Source organism: Microcoleus sp. A6-C6, from assembly GCF_036705955.1.
In the GTDB taxonomy this organism is placed as follows: Bacteria; Cyanobacteriota; Cyanobacteriia; order Cyanobacteriales; family Microcoleaceae; genus Microcoleus.
In genome coordinates, this window is sequence record NZ_JAUBVR010000025.1 from 46,001 (window position 1) to 65,462 (window position 19,462).

The 19,462-nt window shown below is 46.4% G+C and carries 16 protein-coding genes; 9 read left to right on the forward strand and 7 right to left on the reverse strand.

Annotated elements, in window-relative coordinates:
* Window positions 1–12 precede the first annotated feature (12 nt).
* The 5 genes from QUB52_RS12645 to gatB form a co-directional block, all read right to left on the reverse strand.
* Window positions 13–447: a hypothetical protein gene (locus QUB52_RS12645; protein WP_332974010.1), complete on the reverse strand. Its 435-nt coding sequence runs from the start codon at window positions 445–447 to the stop codon at window positions 13–15.
* A gap of 219 nt (window positions 448–666) precedes the next feature.
* On the reverse strand, window positions 667–1,914 hold the full coding sequence (locus tag QUB52_RS12650) for a pentapeptide repeat-containing protein (RefSeq protein WP_332974008.1): 1,248 nt from the start codon (window positions 1,912–1,914) through the stop codon (window positions 667–669).
* Between the two features lie 196 nt (window positions 1,915–2,110).
* Window positions 2,111–2,698: a Uma2 family endonuclease gene (locus tag QUB52_RS12655; RefSeq protein ID WP_265235190.1), complete on the reverse strand. Its 588-nt coding sequence runs from the start codon at window positions 2,696–2,698 to the stop codon at window positions 2,111–2,113.
* A 38-nt stretch (window positions 2,699–2,736) separates the two neighbouring features.
* A complete protein-coding gene (locus QUB52_RS12660; RefSeq protein ID WP_332974005.1) occupies window positions 2,737–3,903 on the reverse strand; it encodes a pentapeptide repeat-containing protein in 1,167 nt (388 codons plus the stop codon).
* 433 nt (window positions 3,904–4,336) lie between these two features.
* Window positions 4,337–5,821 carry an Asp-tRNA(Asn)/Glu-tRNA(Gln) amidotransferase subunit GatB gene (gene gatB / locus QUB52_RS12665; RefSeq protein ID WP_332974002.1) on the reverse strand — a complete coding sequence of 495 codons (1,485 nt, stop codon included), beginning with the start codon at window positions 5,819–5,821 and terminating at the stop codon, window positions 4,337–4,339.
* A 270-nt stretch (window positions 5,822–6,091) separates the two neighbouring features.
* Between gatB and QUB52_RS12670 the strand changes: the two genes are divergently transcribed.
* From QUB52_RS12670 to QUB52_RS12685, 4 genes are all read left to right on the forward strand, one after another.
* Window positions 6,092–6,292: a hypothetical protein gene (locus tag QUB52_RS12670; protein ID WP_265235193.1), complete on the forward strand. Its 201-nt coding sequence runs from the start codon at window positions 6,092–6,094 to the stop codon at window positions 6,290–6,292.
* Window positions 6,293–6,477: 185 nt separating this feature from the next.
* Window positions 6,478–9,726, forward strand: coding sequence for a PAS domain-containing sensor histidine kinase (locus QUB52_RS12675; RefSeq protein WP_332974001.1), 3,249 nt, complete (start codon window positions 6,478–6,480; stop codon window positions 9,724–9,726).
* 253 nt (window positions 9,727–9,979) lie between these two features.
* Window positions 9,980–13,174 carry an EAL domain-containing protein gene (locus tag QUB52_RS12680; RefSeq protein ID WP_332973999.1) on the forward strand — a complete coding sequence of 1,065 codons (3,195 nt, stop codon included), beginning with the start codon at window positions 9,980–9,982 and terminating at the stop codon, window positions 13,172–13,174.
* A gap of 120 nt (window positions 13,175–13,294) precedes the next feature.
* Window positions 13,295–14,884, forward strand: a complete 1,590-nt coding sequence (locus tag QUB52_RS12685) for a glycoside hydrolase family 57 protein (protein WP_265235196.1) — start codon at window positions 13,295–13,297, stop codon at window positions 14,882–14,884.
* A gap of 348 nt (window positions 14,885–15,232) precedes the next feature.
* Here the strand turns inward: QUB52_RS12685 and QUB52_RS12690 are convergent, their stop codons facing one another.
* Window positions 15,233–15,508, reverse strand: coding sequence for a DUF4926 domain-containing protein (locus QUB52_RS12690; RefSeq protein ID WP_332968647.1), 276 nt, complete (start codon window positions 15,506–15,508; stop codon window positions 15,233–15,235).
* Window positions 15,509–15,518: 10 nt separating this feature from the next.
* Window positions 15,519–15,854 carry a DUF6883 domain-containing protein gene (locus tag QUB52_RS12695; RefSeq protein WP_332973997.1) on the reverse strand — a complete coding sequence of 112 codons (336 nt, stop codon included), beginning with the start codon at window positions 15,852–15,854 and terminating at the stop codon, window positions 15,519–15,521.
* A gap of 270 nt (window positions 15,855–16,124) precedes the next feature.
* Between QUB52_RS12695 and QUB52_RS12700 the strand changes: the two genes are divergently transcribed.
* From QUB52_RS12700 to QUB52_RS12720, 5 genes are all read left to right on the forward strand, one after another.
* Window positions 16,125–16,370 (forward strand): hypothetical protein, encoded by a 246-nt coding sequence (locus QUB52_RS12700; protein ID WP_265236419.1) that lies wholly within the window; start codon window positions 16,125–16,127, stop codon window positions 16,368–16,370.
* Window positions 16,371–16,713: 343 nt separating this feature from the next.
* A complete protein-coding gene (locus QUB52_RS12705; RefSeq protein ID WP_265236420.1) occupies window positions 16,714–17,058 on the forward strand; it encodes a hypothetical protein in 345 nt (114 codons plus the stop codon).
* A 264-nt stretch (window positions 17,059–17,322) separates the two neighbouring features.
* Complete coding sequence (locus QUB52_RS12710) at window positions 17,323–18,348, forward strand: ABC transporter permease (RefSeq protein WP_332974040.1); 1,026 nt, start codon at window positions 17,323–17,325, stop codon at window positions 18,346–18,348.
* 139 nt (window positions 18,349–18,487) lie between these two features.
* Entirely contained in the window at window positions 18,488–18,709 is a 222-nt protein-coding gene (locus QUB52_RS12715) for a hypothetical protein (protein WP_332976188.1), read from the forward strand.
* 193 nt (window positions 18,710–18,902) lie between these two features.
* Window positions 18,903–19,462, forward strand: a 560-nt coding sequence (locus QUB52_RS12720) for a hypothetical protein (RefSeq protein ID WP_332976191.1), incomplete at its 3' end; no start/stop codon positions are given.

The following is a 19,462-nucleotide window of genomic DNA, read 5'->3' on the forward strand; positions in this document are numbered from 1 at the left end:
ATCAAATATCTCCTAGGGATTATTTTTCAAATCTTTTAAATCTGCCCAAAATCGACCAATGATTCGACCTGCGAGAACTATCCACAACAAAAAATCAGAAGCTACAATAATGAAACAAGCATAACGAGATACACCCCAAGGGCTTTCTTGCAGACAAATATCGAAACCTGAAAAATCTTTACCGATAATAATTTCACCGATTAAACCGGGAAGCTTTAAAATAATACCGATCGCGATCGCATCCTGGATTGATCCATAAACTGTTCTCCCAAGTTTACCCATCAACGCATAGAACACCTGATCGACAATCTCTAAAACATTCATCACTACGTTTTGTATGAATGTACCCGATCGCGTACTGACTGGAGGAGATTGCTCTACAGCAGTTGGACTTGATTGGGATGCTGTCGGTGGCGGAGTTGGTGGGGGATTCGGTGGCGCAGTCATTACGGCACGGTATAAATTTATCTCAATCTCGATCGCACTTTATATATTTTATCACAATACACTTGGGTTAACAGGCTAATTGCTCAGGATGCACCGCACTTGATTGAGAAGCAACCTAGTCTTTGCGATCGCCTTCTCTGCGCTCGCAATGACAAAAAAGTTAATTCAAGCGTATTTACCTGTAACCGATCGCCCAAAACTGTGTAACGCTTCATTCTACTAAACATCCTCAAAAATCGCTCCCCGCTGCTGTAAATTCAGCTTCACATCCTCCGCAAGTCCGGCGTTATTCCCAAACCTCGCTGACTTGACATTCGCACCGCTGAAGTTAGCATTTGTTAAGTTCACTTCGATCAGATTTGCGCCGCTCAAATCTGCACCGCTGAAGTTAGCTAAAGCCAGACTGGCGCGGTACAAATCTGCGCCACTCAAATCGGCATTTCCTAGGAAAGCGCCACTCAAATCAGCACCGCCGAATTTGGCGTTTTGCAGGTTGGCGTCGCTGAAATCGGCATCGTTTAAGTTTGCACCCCGGAAGTTTGCCCGATCGAGCTTTGCACTGCTAAAATCAACTGCACTTAAACTCGTTCCCAGCAAGCTACCACCCGCGAAATCCTCTGCTGGATTGAGATTAGCGATTTTTGCCAGTTCGCCAAAATCATCGGTTTTAGCGGAAATAATGCGATCGACCATTTCCTGCAATTCCGATTCAGCCTGCGCGACAATTTCCACCTCAGGCTGTTCCACCGCAGGCAAATTGTAGGACAATAGCGCCCAACTGAGAGCCGGTTGGAGCTTATTTGCTAAATATACAGTCAAGACTCTTGCTAAAACCGAATGTTGATTTGGCGTAATATCATGCGGCCACAAACCCTCCGCATCTGTGAGATAAATATCTTCTTTCGCAACTTCAAAAGTCGCTGTAATCCGCAATGGTTTCGCGGGAAAATTTGCTATTTTAACACTTTTTAGCAAACCTTTTAATACTGGTTTGCCTCGTTTTAATGTAAAAATCCAAGCAGGCTTTGTATCGTCGCCGATTGTGGAAATGTCACAAAACGTGCAATCAGTTTCCTGTATTTTTTCCAAATTCTCGCTGTCTGAAACTTCCCGCAGACTTTCGGTTAACAAAACTTCTGTAGTGCTTTGGATTGGCGACAGTTTGAAATCTCCGACTAACTGACGCGATGCTACGGGAATTTCGCAGTTTTCCAGATTTAACTGGAGTGTCCCGCCTTGCAGACCAAATTTAACCCGGCCGCCGAGCAGAGGTTCCCAATGCTCGTTAAAATTGAGGCTCAAGTGAATGTCGAGCTGCTGGGTTTGGGCTGCAACCGATGGTAATGGAATTGCTTCTAATTGCATCCACAAGCAATCTGGGTATTTGTTGTGAGACTCTAGCGATCGCATATCGGGAGAAGTGCTGGCTCTGCCAGACTGTGATGGAGATTTTGACGAGTGCTTCATTTCTAATTTATCATAATCCGGCAATTTTTTATATGTGATGATTGTGATAATTTCTCATTGGTTGGTGATGTGCGCGGGCGGGCGCTATGTTGATTGGTTGGTGATGTCGGCGTGGCGCCCGTTACATTAAATTGTTGAGGAGTTCGTCGATCGCACTTTTGGATTATATCATCAAAGGCGATCGCACTCTTCACCTTTACTCACGTATTTGCGCCGGAAATACCGTAGATAAATCGAGAGACAACTCTGGAAAACCTGGAATTACCACAAACTCATTCGGCAAAACCACTCGTTTCACTCGATAATCGAAACCACCTGTTTGTTTCTGATAAGGTTCGCTGTACATTTCCAGTTGAGGCTCTACCAAATTAAATATCCAATAATCAGCAATCCCAGATTCAGCGTAGAGAGATAACTTGGTTCTCTGATCGTACTTCAAAGTAGAATCAGAAACCTCAATTACCAAAAATATATCAGCATTTTCCGGGTGAGAAGATACATAATTGTCAGAACGATGGCGGGCAATCACCACATCAGGTTCTGGTTCGCTATCAGTAGGCAAAATAATCGGTTCCTGACCGCGCACGCAAGCACGTCTTGCCATCAACACGTACAATTCTCCAAATAACAGCGAGTTACAAACCGAGTGAAGCCTACCTTTAGCAGCCATTTTGATAATTTCTCCGCGAATCAATTCAAATCGAGCGTCGGATTCAAAAAATCCCAGTTCTGCCAAACGGTGATATTCCGTGATCGAGAATCGTTTTGCAGTTACGGCAGTCATAGCTTTTATTCCTCTCTACAATTACCAACATTCCCATTCTACTCGAAAATCCCGCCCCGCGTCCTCAACTCAATTTTCACCCCTTCCGAAATCCCCAAACAACCAATAAACCTCGCGTTTTCCACTACCACATTTTTTAAATCAGCGCGGCTCAAATCAGCACCGTTTAAATTTGCACCGCTCAAATCAACACCGCTCAAATCAGCATTTTTGAAATCAGTATTTGTCAAATTTGCATTTACCAAAAGCGCATTCGGCAAATAAGCACTGCTCAAATTTGCGCCAGTTAAATTTGCACCACTCAAATTTGCCCTCGGCAGCTTGGTTCGCAAATCTGCACCGCTCAAATTGGCGCTGCTGAGTTCAGCATCGCGCAAATTAGCATTGCACAAAGTAGCATTAATTAAAATAGCAGAACTCAGCAAAGCACCGCTGAGATCTGCCAAGGTTAAATCTACGCCCTGGAGGTTGGTTTCGCGTAAATCCGCGCCGTTAAAATCAGCGTAGTGCAAGTCAAAACCGCTTAAATCAGCTCCGGCAAAATCCTCGACTGGATTCAAACCAACTGTTTCTGCAAGTTGGAGAAAATTATTATTTTTATCGGTTAAAAACAGTTCCCGCACGATCGCCAATTGCTGCTTTCGGTACTCGTCGGCCTTCTCATAATCCGCTAAATACTTGTAAGCCAGCTTCAAACTCTTCAGGGAATTGCGTTCAATACGATCGTCCTTATGAGCACGCGCGATCGACAATTGCTGCTGATAACACTCGATCGCACCGGGCAAATCGCCATTCCCATCGCAAGCTAGGGCCAAATTCCCCAAAGCTTCCAACTCCCCGCGAGAGTCGCCCGTTTCCCGCGCGATCGCCAAACGCTGCTGCTGGTAATCAATAGCACCAGAAAAATCTTCAAGGGCACAGCAAGTATTGCCCAGATTTCCCAAAGCATTCGCCTCGCCCCGGCGATCGCCAATTTCCCGCGCTAACACCAAATGCTGCTGATAACAGTCGATCGCGCGATCGTAATTTCCCAGCGCCTCGTAAGCAACACCCATATTACCAAGCGCCGCGCCCGATCGGCGTTGATCGTCAATTTCCCGATATAGGGCCAGCGCTTGCTGCCAAGAATCCAGCGCCGCCTCAAATTGGTGCGCCTGATATTGCGAAATCCCCTGTTTGATTAGCTCGCTAGCTTGTTCAGTCATACTGTCAAAATTAGTTAATAACTCAAATTGATAGTAATCGACTTGAAGGGGTAATTGGTAATCGGTAATTGGTAATTGCTAATCAGTAATCGGTATCGATCCCACTCTCCCACTCTTTACCCTGAGCGAAGCCGAAGGGCCATCTCCCGATGCTCCCGCATCCGTATTTACAAGTCCGTGCCCAAAAAAAAGACAAAAAAAGAGAGAGCTACCGAAGTAACTCTCTCTGCCATCAGGGTGCATCTACGTAACACAATATAACACGATAGCAGTGAGGGGTGATACCCCCAAGTGTGAAGTTCTTGTCAAGAAATGTCTATTTAATTGTAAAGTTACCATGAAGCGGAAAAGGCAGATCGCGCGGCGGACTCAGGAAAAACCGATCGCCCGCCGCTCTATCCGCTACAAAAAACCCCTTAACGAATGCTTGGCCTTAACCGTTAAGCTTGGCTGCCAGCAACTCATTGGTCACTTTCGGATCGGCCCTGCCGCCCGTTTCCTTCATCACCTTACCGACGAAAAAGCCCAGCAGCTTAGTTTTGCCAGCCCGGTACTGTTCGAGCTCCTTGGGATTGGCGGCTAATACTGCATCGATCGCGCGATCGATCGCCCCAGTATCCGAAATTTGAATCAAACCCTTACTCTCAACCAACTGCTGAGGCGAACCACCGTTGGCCAGCAACTCCGGCAAAATATCCTTAGCGATTTTGCCACTGATCGTGCCAGCATCAATTAGCGCCAGCAATTCGGCCAAATCCTGCGGTTGGAACGGAATTTCTGCGATCGCCAGTTTCTCATTTTTCAGATAAGCAGTGATATCGCCCATCACCCAATTCGCAGCTTGTTTAGTAGCAGCACCCGCGGCGATCGCCCTTTCAAAATACTCCGCCACCGCTTTGTCGTCAGTCAAAACCCGCGTGTCGTAGGGAGAAAGAGCGAGATTAGTTTCGTAGCGATGGCGCTTTTGGGCCGGCAATTCCGGCAGTTGAGCTTTCCAATCCCGTAATTGATCTGCCGAAACTTCGATCGGAGGCAAATCCGGTTCCGGGAAATAGCGGTAATCGCTCGCACCTTCCTTGAGTCGCATACTGAAAGTACACTGCTTGTTTTCATCCCAAAGCCGCGTTTCTTGGACGATGGTTTCGCCATTTTCGATAGCTTGAGTTTGCCGCTCAATCTCGTAATCGATCGCCCGTTCGATCGCATTAAAAGAGTTCATATTTTTAATTTCCACCTTAGTGCCGAACTCTTTTCGGCCAACCGGGCGCACCGAAATATTCACGTCGCACCGCAGGGAACCTTCCTGCATATTCCCGTCGCCAACACCGATGTAGCGGATAATCCGGCGGATTTCTTGACCGTATTCGGCAGCTTCCGCGCCCGATCGCAAATCCGGTTCCGAAACAATTTCAATTAAAGGCACGCCGGCGCGGTTATAATCCACCATTGAATAGGTAGAACCGCTGAGGCGATCGCTACCGCCGTGAACCAATTTCCCTGCATCTTCCTCCATGTGTAAGCGAGTGATTCCGATTTGTTTTTTAGTAGAATTGCCCGCTTCGTCCACCAGTTCAATTTCTATTGAACCGTGAATGGCGATCGGCAAATCGAACTGAGAAATTTGATAATTTTTCGGCAAATCGGGATAGAAATATTGCTTGCGGTCAAACTTACTGTAAGGTGCAATTTGACAGTTGAGAGCGAGTCCTGCTTTCACCGCATATTCCAGGACTTTTTCATTTAATACTGGCAGCACTCCCGGCATTCCCATACAAATTGGGTCAATGTTAGTATTTGGAGCATTGCCAAATTCTGTAGAAGAACTGGAGAAAATTTTAGTATTCGTACTCAATTGACAGTGAGTTTCGAGACCGATAACAGCTTCGTACTGAGTTTTAACTGATGTAGCAGCAGTCATACGCGACCTATAAAGATTGAATAACTTTACATTTTATTTTAGCTTTTTATTGACGAACTGGCTTGAGATTATTTGTAGGGGGTTGGGACAGTTTCATTAGTGTCAACCAGAGTGAAACCTTTAACAAATCTCTCTGATACCCTAGTCTCTATTCCGTCGCATCCCAAAAAGACCCAGTTAGAGGCTCTTGTACCCCGGTTGGGAAGGGATTAGGGGGATCTGCGACCATTTCCCCGACTTGCGCCAAATAATTCACCTTTCTGGTTGCTTGTGGGCCATCAAGCTTCTCCTGCTGGAGATTGGCACACCCAACGCCTGCGCTACAGATTCGAGAGAACCGACACCCCGATCCCCGCCGATATTCTTTCGATCGCCCGAAACCACAACCCTGTGCAAAAATATACTCAACGCCCGATTTCGCCCGATCTCGTCCGCAGGCTTGCCCAGGATACTTTTTCCTCGATCGACTGAAATTGCCGATCGGCAGGCCAAACCCTAATGCCTGCCATCTTTAATAGCGCCGCCCGCCTCCAACGACCGGCTCCGCGCACCCATAAAAAATTTCAAATGTATAATTTAATAGGAATTTACATATTTTTAGTTTTTTATTTTTAATTTTTAATTTACCAATAAATAGTTTCCCAAGTGTCAAAATTATGAATGAAACTCCACTGGAAAGTGACGCACTGTTTCAGAACAGCATCAGTGAACTAGAGCAGGCAGAATCTGCTCTCGAACTTGCTTGGGACGAATTCGAAAAACAAACAGCAAAAACTATTGCTCAGATAGCCAAAGCCGACCAAGCAAACGCACAGGAGATCAGCGAGGGATTTGCCAAAGCCAAGCAACTGCGCCAGCAACTTCAAACTAAAATAAAACAAGCCAACTCGCGGCGGGAATTTCACTTAGAAAACTCGCCATTGGCAGTTATAGAGTGGGATAGGGAAGGTCGGGTAGTGCGGTGGTCGCCAATGGCCGAACAAATATTTGGCTGGAGTGCAGCAGAAGTAATCGGCAAATACTGGCACGAATTCTCAATAGTTTATCCAGAAGACTTCGATCGAGTGTATGAAATCACAAATCAACTGTTACAGAACAAAGAACCCCGCACCGTTTCCTGCAACCGCAACTATACCAAAGATGGCTCGGTAATTTACTGCGAATGGTACAATTCTGCACTCATTGATGAATCTGGAACATTAGTTTCAAGTTTCTCTTTTGCTAGAGACATAACCGAACACCACCGCACTCAACAAGAACTTCACCAGCGCGAACAGGAATTTAGCGCACTAGCCGAAAATTCTACCGATATCATAGCGCGGTTCGACCGACAACTGCGCCACCTTTACGTCAACAAAGAAATCGAACGAGCCACCGGAAAACCCCCCTCAGAATTTATCGGCAAAAGTAACAAAGAATTAGGAACTTCCCCCGATATTTGCAACCTGTGGGACGAAGCCTGTGTCAAAGTTTTCCGCGTTGGGAAACAAGAAACTATCGAATTTGATTTTCCCACTCCCGACGGGATAACATACTATCAATGTCGAATTATTCCAGAATTTGCTAAGGATAATTCAGTAGAAACAGTTTTAGCGATCGCCCGCGACATCACAGAAATCAAACAAGTCGAAGCTCAGTTGCGCGAAAGCGAAGCTCGATTTAGGCGCATAGTTGATTCTAACATGATCGGGATTATTTTTTGGAACATTAACGGCGAGATAACCGATGCCAATCAGGCTTTTTTAAACCTAGTAGGGCACACGCGAGACGATTTGTTTTCCCAAAAAATTGGCTGGCAAAAAATGACACCGCCAGAGTACCGCAGCCTCGATGAAGAAAAACTTGCAGAAGTGGCAGCTAACAACATAAACACCCCTTTTGAAAAAGAATTCATCCGAGCCGACGGTAGCCGCGTTCCGGTGCTGCTAGGCTCTGCATTGTTAGAAGGTTCGCAGGAATTAGGGGTGAGTTTTGTGCTGGACGTGACCGATCGCAAACAAGCCGAATTTGAACTGCAAAAACAGCAAGAACTTTTAGAAAGCATCATTAAAACTATCCCCAATTTTCTGTATATATACGACACAGAAGCACAGCAAAATATCTATGTAAATGTAGCAGTCACAGCGATGTTGGGATACACTCCCCAAGAATTGCAAGATAGGGGTACAGAAGCTATATCTAGCTTAATTTACCCGGATGATATGCCGAAGTTAATTGCAGGTATGCAGCGGCTGGAAAACAGCACAAACCCCCACGAAACCGATGACGTAGACTACAGGATAAAACACAAAAATGGAGAATGGCGCTGGGTTCACGATCGATCGACCATCTTCAAAAGAACTCCCGATGGCAAAATGAAGGAAGTAATCGGTTCCGTACTCGACATTACCGATCGCAAACAAGCCGAAGAATCCTTAAAACAGCAAAACGAATTGCTGCAAACAATCTTCGACAACGTGCCAGTCATGCTGACATCCTTAGATGCCCAGGGTGAATTAATCTTGGTAAACCGCCACTGGGAACAAGTGCTCGGCTGGAGTTTTGCAGAAACCAAAAACCGCGATATGTTGACAGAATTTTATCCTGAGCCGGAATACCGCCAATACGTCTTGGACTTCCTGCAAGCAGCAACTCAGAAGTGGGGCGACTTCAAAATTAAAGTTAGAGACGGGCGAATTATCGACACTACTTGGGCAAATGTTCGCCTCTCCGACGGCACACTTATCAGCATCGGTCAAGATATCAGCGACCGCAAGCGAGCCGAAGCGGAACTCAAGCAGCTCAACGAAACTTTAGAAACTCAAGTAGCCCTGCGTACCGCCGAATTAGAGACTTTTTTTGATGCTTTACCCGATCTCATTTTTGTGGTAGAACGTGAGAATATGCGCTTCTCTTTTGTCAACTGGCCTATTGCCGAATTTTCCGGCTTCGACAGCAGGCAGCAGATGCAGGGCAAAACTATTTATGAATGCTATCCAAGGCCACTTGCAGAACGATTTTACTTGGAAAATATGCAAGTATTTGTATCCGGCGAGACGATTCATTTTCAGGAAAATTTTGTGGTTTCTGGCGATAGTGTTTATTTCGACACTTTTAAAATTCCTCTCAGGAATCTCGACGGCGAGGTTTATGCTTTAATTGCCACTGCTCGCAATATCACTGAGTTGGTAAAGACGAAACAAGCTTTATCGGAACGCACGGAGCAATTAGAGGCTGCCAATCAAGAATTAGAATCTTTTTGCTATTCTGTTTCCCACGACCTCCGCGCTCCTTTGCGCCATATTTCAGGTTTTGTTAATGCTTTGAAACAGCGGTTAGAATCAACTGAGGTCTTGAACGATCCTAAAATTGGTCACTACATCGAAGTAATTGATGACAGCAGCGAAAAAATGAGCTTGTTGATTGACGGTTTGCTCGATCTTTCCCGCGTGGGCCGCACCGAGTTAATCCAAATCCCGATCAATCTCACCCGTTTGGTGCAAACTGCGATTAAATTGACTAAACCCCGAACAGCCGCAGAGCCGACCCCAACTCCTGACAGCGTTGAATTTGTCGTGGGAGATTTGCCGGCGGTGATGGGAGATCCAACCTTGCTGCAACAGGTGTTCAGCAACTTGATCGACAACGCTGTCAAGTTCAGCCGCGGACGCACTCCGGCTATAATAGTGATTGATGCTTTACCTGACGGAACTATTTTTGTCAAGGATAACGGGGTAGGTTTTTCGATGGAATATGCCGATCGGCTGTTTGCAGCATTTGTGCGGCTGCACTCCCAGAGAGAATTTGAAGGTACGGGCATCGGTTTGGCGATCGTCCAGCGGATTATTCACCGCCACGGCGGCACGATTTGGGCGACGAGCGTACCTAGTCAAGGAGCGACATTCTACTTTAAACTAAGCAAATAATCTCAAACGGTAATATAAATTCGCAACTTGCCAGTATAGTCATAAATGCAGAATTTGGAACTATTATAAAGTTAAAGAAGTCACACTATGTTCTGCAATCCCTCGGTTGCGAGGATCAAATAAATGTGTTGAGAGCCGATCGAAAATATTTATAAAGATAACTAAAAAAAACGAGTGAGACTTACTCAGACTTCCTTTGAGAAATGAATAGATTTAGCAAAATAAACCACCTTCAAAAACTCCATAATTCCGTATGTTAGATCACGAACAGACCAATTATTTACTGAACCTGGTAGCGGAATCAACATTAAACTTGTTGATTGTCGAAGACATGGCAGAAGATATGGAATTAATAGTGCTAGCCTTAGAATCGGGGGGAGTAAATTTTAATTGCGACACTGCCGAAACAGCAACAGAATGCAGACAACTGCTGCAAAATTGCCAGTACGATGCTGTGCTGTCAGATTACCGCCTCCCAGGTTTCAACGGTTTAGAAGTGTTGAAATTAATGCAGGAATTAGGGCAAGACATACCCTTGATTTTAGTAACGGGAAGTTTGGGAGAAGAAGCCGCAGTTGAGTGCATCAAAGCCGGAATGACCGATTTCGTATTAAAAGGGCGGCTGTTTAGGTTGCCAACAGTATTAGAACGATCGCTCCAAGAATACAAAATGCGTCGCCAGCAACAAGAAGCGATCGCCCAAATTCAGCGGCAAGCGACTCGTGAGGCGATCATTAACCGCATCGTCCAAGCCATGCGCGAAACCCTGGTACTCGACGAAGTGCTGCAAACCACCGCCGACCAACTGCACGAAGCTCTCGAAATCAGCGGCTGTACGATCTTGCAGCCAGATGCCACAGGCGGCATCATAGTTCGCTACATCAGCTCATCAGCAGACAAACAACGACTCATCGGGCTAAATTGCGAATTTGCCCAACACTACCGAACATCCCTCGCGGCCGGAGAAACCCTCGTCCTCGATGAGTTATCGACTCTGTGCCCGTCCCTGCAAGCATCAGCAGAGTTTGTAGGGTTTCGCGCAGTGGTGATCGCACCGCTGCTTTACCAGCAGTCATTTTTGGGAGGAATTGGTCTCTATCAGTGCGATCGCGCGCGCTCTTGGAGCGCCGAAGAACTATCGCTAGTCAAAGCCATAGCGGATCAATGTGCGATCGCGATCCACCAAGCCGAACTCTACCAACAAGCCCAAACCGAACTCGCAGAACGCAAGCGCGCTGAAGCAGAAGTCCGCGGCATCCAGCAGCAGCTAGCCACAATGGCAGCCAACATTCCCGGCTCAGTCTACCGCGTCGTAATACATCCAGACGACACAATGTCTATGCCCTACGTCAGTCCGGGCGTGCGCGAAGTAACTGGGATTGAGGCCGAAGAAGTAAAGGCGCGTCCAGAACTGTTGACCGAAATCATTCATCCCGACGACAAAAGCTTGTTTAACAGCAGCGTAGCAGCATCGAGTGCCAGTCTCCAGCCCTGCGATCGCCAGTACCGGATCGTTCTGAGATCTGGTGAGGTCAAGTGGGTGCAAGATAGCGCCAGATTTTCCAAAAACGAAAACGGTGACATAATTATCGACGGAGTAGCCCTCGACATCAGCGGACGCAAACTTGCCGAATCAGCGCTACGGGAAAGCGAACAGCGCTTTCGATCGCTGATTGAAAACGCCACAGACATCACGATCATTATCGACGGCAAGGGCATCTTCCGCTACATCAGCCCTTCCGTCAAGCGAATTTTAGGCTACGCACCCCACCACGCGATCGGGCGTAGCGCCCTAGGGACAGTTCACCCAGACGACTGCGCCGCGATCGCCCAAACCCTCCACAAAGCCCTTGAAAACCCCAAAAGAAGCCAGTCCCCAGTTGAGTATCGAGTCCGCCACCGCAACGGTTCCTGGTGTTATGTAGAAGCTGTAGCTACCAACTTGCTGCACGATCCGGCAGTCAATGGCATCGTGATCAACTGCCATGACATCACTCAGCGCAAACTCGCCGAAGAACAACTGCTGCACGACGCTTTTCACGACTCCCTCACGGGATTGCCAAACCGATCGCTGTTTAGCGCTCGCCTGGAACACTCTCTGAGGCTGGCAAAACGGCGCAAAGACTACTTGTTTGCCGTGCTGTTTCTGGATTTAGATCGATTTAAAGTAGTCAACGATTCCCTCGGCCACACGATCGGCGATCAACTGCTAATTGCGATCGCGCGGCGTCTGGAAACTTGTCTCAGAGTCGGAGATACAGTCGCCCGCCTCGGAGGAGACGAGTTCGTGCTTTTACTCGAAGACATCGACGGCATAAATGAAGCTACCAGCATTGTCAACCGCCTGCAACAGAAAATCACCTCCCCCATCCTGCTAGACGGACACGAAGTATTTATCACCGCTAGCATCGGCATTACTTTGAGTTCTGATGAATACCTGGAACCGACAAACCTGCTGCGCGACGCCGACACCGCCATGTACCGCGCCAAACAACTCGGCCGAGCCCGACACGAAGTTTTCAACAGTTCCATGCACGCCCACGCTTTGCGACTGTTGCAGCTAGAAAATGACTTGCGGCGGGCGATCGAATCAATTAGAGACCAAGCCATAGAACAAGAATCTACTCCATGCGCGCGATCGACCTTACCTCCCTTATCCGCAGCCCCCCAGTTTATCATTCACTATCAGCCGATCGTGTCGATCGCCAATAACACAATTACCGGTTTCGAGGCTCTAGTGCGCTGGCAGCATCCAGAACGCGGCTTAATTTCCCCAGTCGAATTTATTCCCATCGCCGAAGAAACCGGATTGATCGTAGCCCTCGGCCGCTGGGTACTGCGCACAGCTTGCCAGCAAATCCGTGAGTGGCAGCAACTATTTCAAAATAACCCGCCTTTGAGTGTCAGCGTCAACCTTTCAGTCAAACAGTTTTCTCAGCCAGATTTAATCGAATATATCGATCAAGTTCTCGAAGAAAGTCACCTCGACGGTAGCAGTTTAAAACTAGAAATTACCGAAAGCGTACTCATAGAAAATTCCGAATCAGTAACAGCAATGCTAGTGCAGCTTAGATCCAGAAACATACATTTGTGCATTGACGACTTCGGCACCGGATATTCATCCCTATCCTACCTGCACCGCTTCCCCACCAATACCTTAAAAATAGACCGCTCTTTTGTCAGCAGAATGGGAGGCGAGTTCGACCTCGGTAAAGGAAGCATTGATCCCACAGAAATTGTGCGATCGATCGTTACTTTATCCCACAATTTAGGCATGGATGTAGTAGCCGAAGGAGTCGAAGAAGCCTCGCAACTATCTATACTCAAAGGATTAAAATGCGAGTTCGCCCAAGGATTCTTTTTCTCAAAGCCAGTAGACTCTCAAACAGCAGCAGGTCTCATCCGACAGCAAGCAGAAAATCAGAATTTGCTGACATTTAGTTTGTGAGAAAAAGGCTATTGAAAAAACATGGCACTTTGTGGGCCCCGTTTCAGCATAAAATCTTAAAATATTTTAAAGCTGTCCCTAACTCTAGCGTCAGTTAATAACTACGGCATCGAAATCATTATGGCTATTGGCTACCTCGCCCTCGTTCTCCACGCCCACCTGCCTTTTGTCCGCCACCCCGAAAGCGACTACGTTTTAGAAGAAGAATGGCTGTTTGAGGCGATCGCAGAAACCTATATTCCCTTGCTGCAAGTCTTTGAAGGGCTAAAACGCGACGGCATCGACTTTAAGATTACCATGAGCATGACACCGCCATTGGTGTCAATGCTGCGCGACCCCTTGCTGCAAGACCGTTTCGACGACCACTTGGCCAAACTCGAAGAACTAGCGGATCTTGAAATTGAACACCACAGCGGCAACGGTCATCTCCGCTATTTAGCCGAACATTACGCCGCCCACTTCTCTCAAGTTCGCAATTATTGGGAAAAGTGCGATCGAGATTTAGTAAAAGCCTTCAAAAAATTCCAAGATAGCAACAACCTCGAAATCATGACCTGCGGGGCCACCCACGGCTACTTACCGCTAATGAAAATGTACCCAGAGGCAGTTTGGGCGCAAATACAAGTAGCCTGCGAAAGCTACGAACAAAACTTCGGCCGCCGACCAAAAGGTATTTGGCTGCCCGAATGCGCCTATTACGAGGGCTTAGAGAGGATGTTAGCCGATGCCGGTCTCCGCTACTTTCTCACAGACGGTCACGGCATCCTCTACGCCCGCCCGCGTCCCCGCTACGGTAGCTACGCCCCAATTTTCACCGAATGCGGAGTCGCAGCATTTGGTCGGGATCACGAATCATCGCAGCAAGTTTGGTCTTCCGAAGTCGGCTATCCCGGCGCGGCCGAATACCGAGAATTCTACAAAGATTTGGGTTGGGAAGCCGACTACGACTACATCAAACCCTACATCATGCCTAACGGCCAGCGCAAAAACACCGGGATTAAATATCACAAAATCACCGGTCGCGGATTAGGTTTAGGCGACAAACAGTTATACGATCCCTACTGGGCAAGGGAAAAAACAGCCGAACACGCTAGCAACTTTGCTTTCAACCGGGAACGGCAAGTCGAACACCTCAACGGGATTATGCAGCGTCCCCCGATTATTGTATCGCCCTACGACGCGGAACTTTTCGGTCATTGGTGGTATGAAGGCCCTTGGTTCTTAGATTACTTATTCCGCAAGAGTTGGTACGACCAAAATACCTACGAAATGACGCACTTAGCCGATTATTTGCGAGGAAATCCGACTCAACAAGTGTGCCGTCCATCTCAGTCTAGTTGGGGTTTCCGGGGTTTCCACGAGTATTGGCTGAATGATACTAATGCTTGGATTTATCCGCATTTGCACAAGGCTGCGGAACGGATGATTGAGTTGGGGAACATGGAAGCAGAGGACGAGTTGCAGTTGCGGGCTTTGAATCAGGCCGCGCGGGAAGTGTTGTTAGCTCAATCGTCTGACTGGGCGTTTATCATGCGTACAGGGACGATGGTGCCTTATGCGGTGCGGCGGACGCGATCACACTTAATGCGCTTTCACAAGTTGTACGATGAAGTGAAAGAAGGTAAGGTCGATTCCGGTTGGTTGGAAAAGGTTCAGGAGATCGACAATATCTTCCCTGAGATTAATTATCGCGTTTATCGATCGCTCTAAGCAAACTTCGAGTCAATTTTCGACAGATTAAAACCCGCACTGGCGGGTTTTTTATTTAGTCCTGTTCTGGCGGGCTGAAAATCTCCGTATTTTAGTTGTGTTTGGCGATCGTTGGAAATCATGGCGTAAAATTGTAAACTGCGATCGGCTTTTACAAACTTTATTCAATATATAGCGGTTCTCAAAAAAGTGAGGTATGCCCTATGCCCTATGCCCTATGCCCTATGCCCTATGCCCAAATAATAAAAAACCGCCCCCCACGCAGAAGTTAACAATTAATTTAATTTAACCGTTACGCGGGGAAGGTTTATAACAGTTATCAGTTGCGTTGAGACGGGTTTATCAAGGTTATCGATGGGTGACAAAATTCATCGGTGAACCCACCTCTACAAATTCTACTAATTCATAATGTAAAAGCATTAACATTGTGGCTGCAATTGTCTCCATTGCATAAGTTGTACCATCTTGATGAGAAAATTCTACCTCAAAAGCACTGCCCTCGAATTCCATCACCACTGTTCCTACTTGTCCTTTATATAATTTAATGCTTTCTTTTGTTTCAAAATGGGTTGCTTCTAAGTCTTCAGTTAAAGCAACAATATCTAGGTCTTTAATTGTTTTCATTATTTTTACCTCACTTTTTGATGGGATAACAATTTGTTAATTTAGGGAAATTTTCACCTGTTCGGATGCTCCAAGCTGCTAGAATCAGAGATTCACATACTTCGGTTTGAAGCCAGAATTTCATGTTGTAATGTGTTCCGTATTCATTGGTTTTCCGAATAATAACATCTTCGTTGATAGCAGCTTGTTTTACAGCCTGTTTGAGCGGTTCAGCATTTTCTAGGGTAATGCCTAATTTGCTGGCAAACAAAATAGCTTTATTTTTTCCCTGTTCGTGATTTAGATTTAGAGAATATTCTTCTATTTTATTGCCTAAATCTGCTAGATGACCATTAGGCAGTTTCACTATGAATATTTTTTTAATAACACTATAGAATAATATTCTATGATCATCGATTTTTACTCATTTTTCAACCATGCAGGGGCGGGTTCACCGAGCTATTTGACACCCACTGACAAATGATAAAAACCCGCCCCACCCAGAAGTTAACAATTAATTTAATTTAACCGTTACGAGGAGAAGGTTTATAACAGTTATCAGTTGGGTTGAGGCGGGTTTATGAATGTTATCGATGGGTGACAAAATTTATCATTGCGGTAGCCGGCTGCTCAAAACTTGGCTGAGCTTTCAACCGCTACTGCAAAAACTTGTAATATTAATCATGGCACTATTTGGCTGAATCTGGCGATCGTCGCGATCGAGGACTCGCGCCCCAAAACTCACACCAGGTCAAAAAAGAATACAACTGCTTTGCCCGTGCTGCAAACCCTTAATTCATCAGTCATTCCCAATTCTACAATCTTTAATCTAACATCGTATCACTTGATCTGGGTGCAGGTGGCTCACCTTACCGCTGCTTAATAAAAATTAAATTTGAATTTTCAAGGGCTGGGTATCTCAAAAATGTAAGTTATTTGACAACAGTCTGTGAAAAAATTTGCTATTGATAGAATAAGCCCGCAAAATTGCGATCCACGCCAAGAGGGTAATTGAAGCATCTCTGGTTCATCGAGGGCAGCAACGTCAGTCGATTTGAGATTTACTCCACAGATTTATCTGGGAGCTTGAACAGGAGTCTCAAATTTTGGGTTCGACTCTCCCATGAGCGTCGGCTGCTTGTACCTATTTTTGGGTAATGTCAAGTGTTTTTGGCTTTTTCGGACGCGATCGACCTTTGACCAAAATAATACTTCTGGAGGATGACATGAGCTATACATTTGAAATCCTGGGCGTATCTCCAACTTTAACGTTTTTTAACCAACAGCAAGAATTACTGCAACAAAAGCAGCCGTCCGGTGTAGAATATTTGGGAAACCGGAAGTGTACTCTCGATTCGTTTGTGACATCCGTAGAGATAGTTTCTCCCTATCGTGGCTGGGATGTCGATCGAGTCGTAAACACCGTGATTAGTTTCTGGATGAACAACTCGGAGAGCATCCAGTATTGGAAGGATAGGCTACAGGATGCCGGCACCGAAAACTTGTTAGTCGCCAGAGTAGGCGATATCAAGTCTTTGCAAGCCGCATTTGAATCGCTGTTGGGCGAATAGGAAGGAAGCATCTCATTTTCGTAAAAAGCATTTTTTTGTTTGAGTGCGATCGTTCCCGGTCGCTTATTACAATACGCGATCGGGGACAGCACTATCAAAGCAAAATTGAGATGCTCCCAATCAGAAAATTGGGAATTGGGAAAAACTCGATCGACAATCGCTAAAATCAACTCAAATTTCTATTCCCAATTCCCGATTTCCCATTCCCAATTCCCAATTCCCAATTCCCAATTCCCAATTCCCAATTCCCAATTCCCAATTCCTATGTCTCGTTCAAAAGCCCTGCAATCTTATATTTTTCTCCGCTTACTCCTCGCACCGCTAATGTTGTGGACAATCACCACAGCAGTATTTTTGCTGCTGCGAGCCACTCCGGGCGACCCCATAGATGCGATTCTCGGCTCACGAGCTCCCGCAGCCGCCAAAGCAGCAATGCGAACCCAACTCGGCCTCGATGCACCGCTGTGGCAACAATATCTCAAATACATGAAAGACTTGTTGGGCTTAGACTTAGGAACCTCCATCACTACTCGCGGACAAACCGTTTGGCAAATTATCGGAGACTATTTCCCCGCCACAGTGGAATTAGCAGTTTGTAGCATGGCCATAGCTTTAATTGTCGGCATCAGTATCGGTTCCCTGGCAGCATCGCGCCCCAATACTATTTTCGATGCTGCTGGCCGTTTGTTTGGCATTATTACTTACTCGCTGCCGGCTTTTTGGGCCGGCATGGTTTTACAATTAATTTTCTCGGTGCAGTTGGGCTGGTTTCCCTTGGGAACTCGCTTTCCGGTGACATTCCCAGCCCCCCAAGGCTACACGGGACTTTACACTATAGACAGTCTTCTGAGCGCTAATCTTGGTCAGTTTTTCACAAGTTTGCATTATTTGGCACTCCCAAGTTTGACGCTGGGCATTCTTTTGAGTGGCATTTTTGAGCGAATTGTTAGGGTAAATCTGAAGCAAACTTTGCAAGCAGATTATGTTGAAGCAGCTAGAGCTCGCGGCATTCCTGAATTGCAGATTTTATGGGCTCATGCTCTGAAAAATGCGCTAATTCCAGTGATTACTGTCTTAGGATTAACTTTTGCTGCTCTGTTGGGTGGTGCTATTTTAACTGAGGTTACTTTTTCTTGGCCGGGGCTGGCAAATCGACTGTACGAAGCGATTAGCTTGCGTGATTATCCAACAGTACAAGGTATTGTGGTATTTTTTGCGGGAATTGTGGTAATTGCTAGTATTGCAATTGATGTTTTGAATGCTTACATTGACCCGCGAATTCGGTACTAAATGAAGGAAGAGTTGACAGTTGACAGTTGATAGTTGATAGTTGACAGTTGACAGTTGACAGTTGACAGTTGACAGTTGACAGTTGACAGTTGACAGTTGACAGTTGACAGTTGACAGAAGGAATAATGAAGAAGCAAGAATGAAGATGTTCGCCCTCTCCCCCTCTCCCATTCTCCCCCTCTCCCATTCTCCCCCTCTCCCATTCTCCCCCTCTCCCATTCTCCCCCTCTCCCGCTATCTGCTCCTCTCCCATTCTCCCCCTCTCCCGCTATCTGCTCCTTTGATATGCGTGAAAAATTATCAGGTGCGATCGACTAAAATATGGAACTCATATCAACAAGTAGAATTGTTGCAGCACTGAATGATTTTGCCAGAGGAGGCGAGTGTGGCACTCTCAGCTTTTTCTACCTGTACTTTCTGCGTGCGCCAAATGTTGCAGCTAGGATTAGCCTCTTAAGAAACAGCGATCGAAAATATCGGCTTTTAGACTCAGGACACTTTGCAGTTTATCGGCAATACTAGAGCAATAAAAAGCAAAATTTGAGGAAACGCTGATGAAATTATTACAAATAACAGTCGCTCTATCGGCTGCTTTGACCCCACTAATGGCTGAAGCTGCCTTTAGCCGCCCGATAGTGGACGCAGGCGACTTTCCCAGAGCCTCAAACCCGCGAGTAAACGTGCCGGTTTGCTTCATCGAAACCCCAAGTGGCACAACTTTTGATTTAGTCAGATTGTGCGGCACCAACGCCGATCCCCAAAAGATGGCTCCCGCAGCCGCCAACCCCGCCAATGCTCCTGCAAATAACCCCAATGCAGCGAATCCGGCAGCCGCCCCGAACCCCAACAGCGTCACCAGAGATGCTGCCGGCACCCCGATAACTACTCCTGCGGGTACGAATCCCAACAATCCCAACAATATCAACAATCCCAACAATCCCAACAATCCCAACAATGTCAATCCGGGAACTTCGCCGAATACCAATCCCAACAATATCAATCCGGGAACTTCGCCGAATACCAATCAGAATAATTTGAATCCGGGAACTTCGCCGAATACCAATCAGAATAATTTGAATCCGGGAACTTCGCCGAATACCAATCAGAATAATTT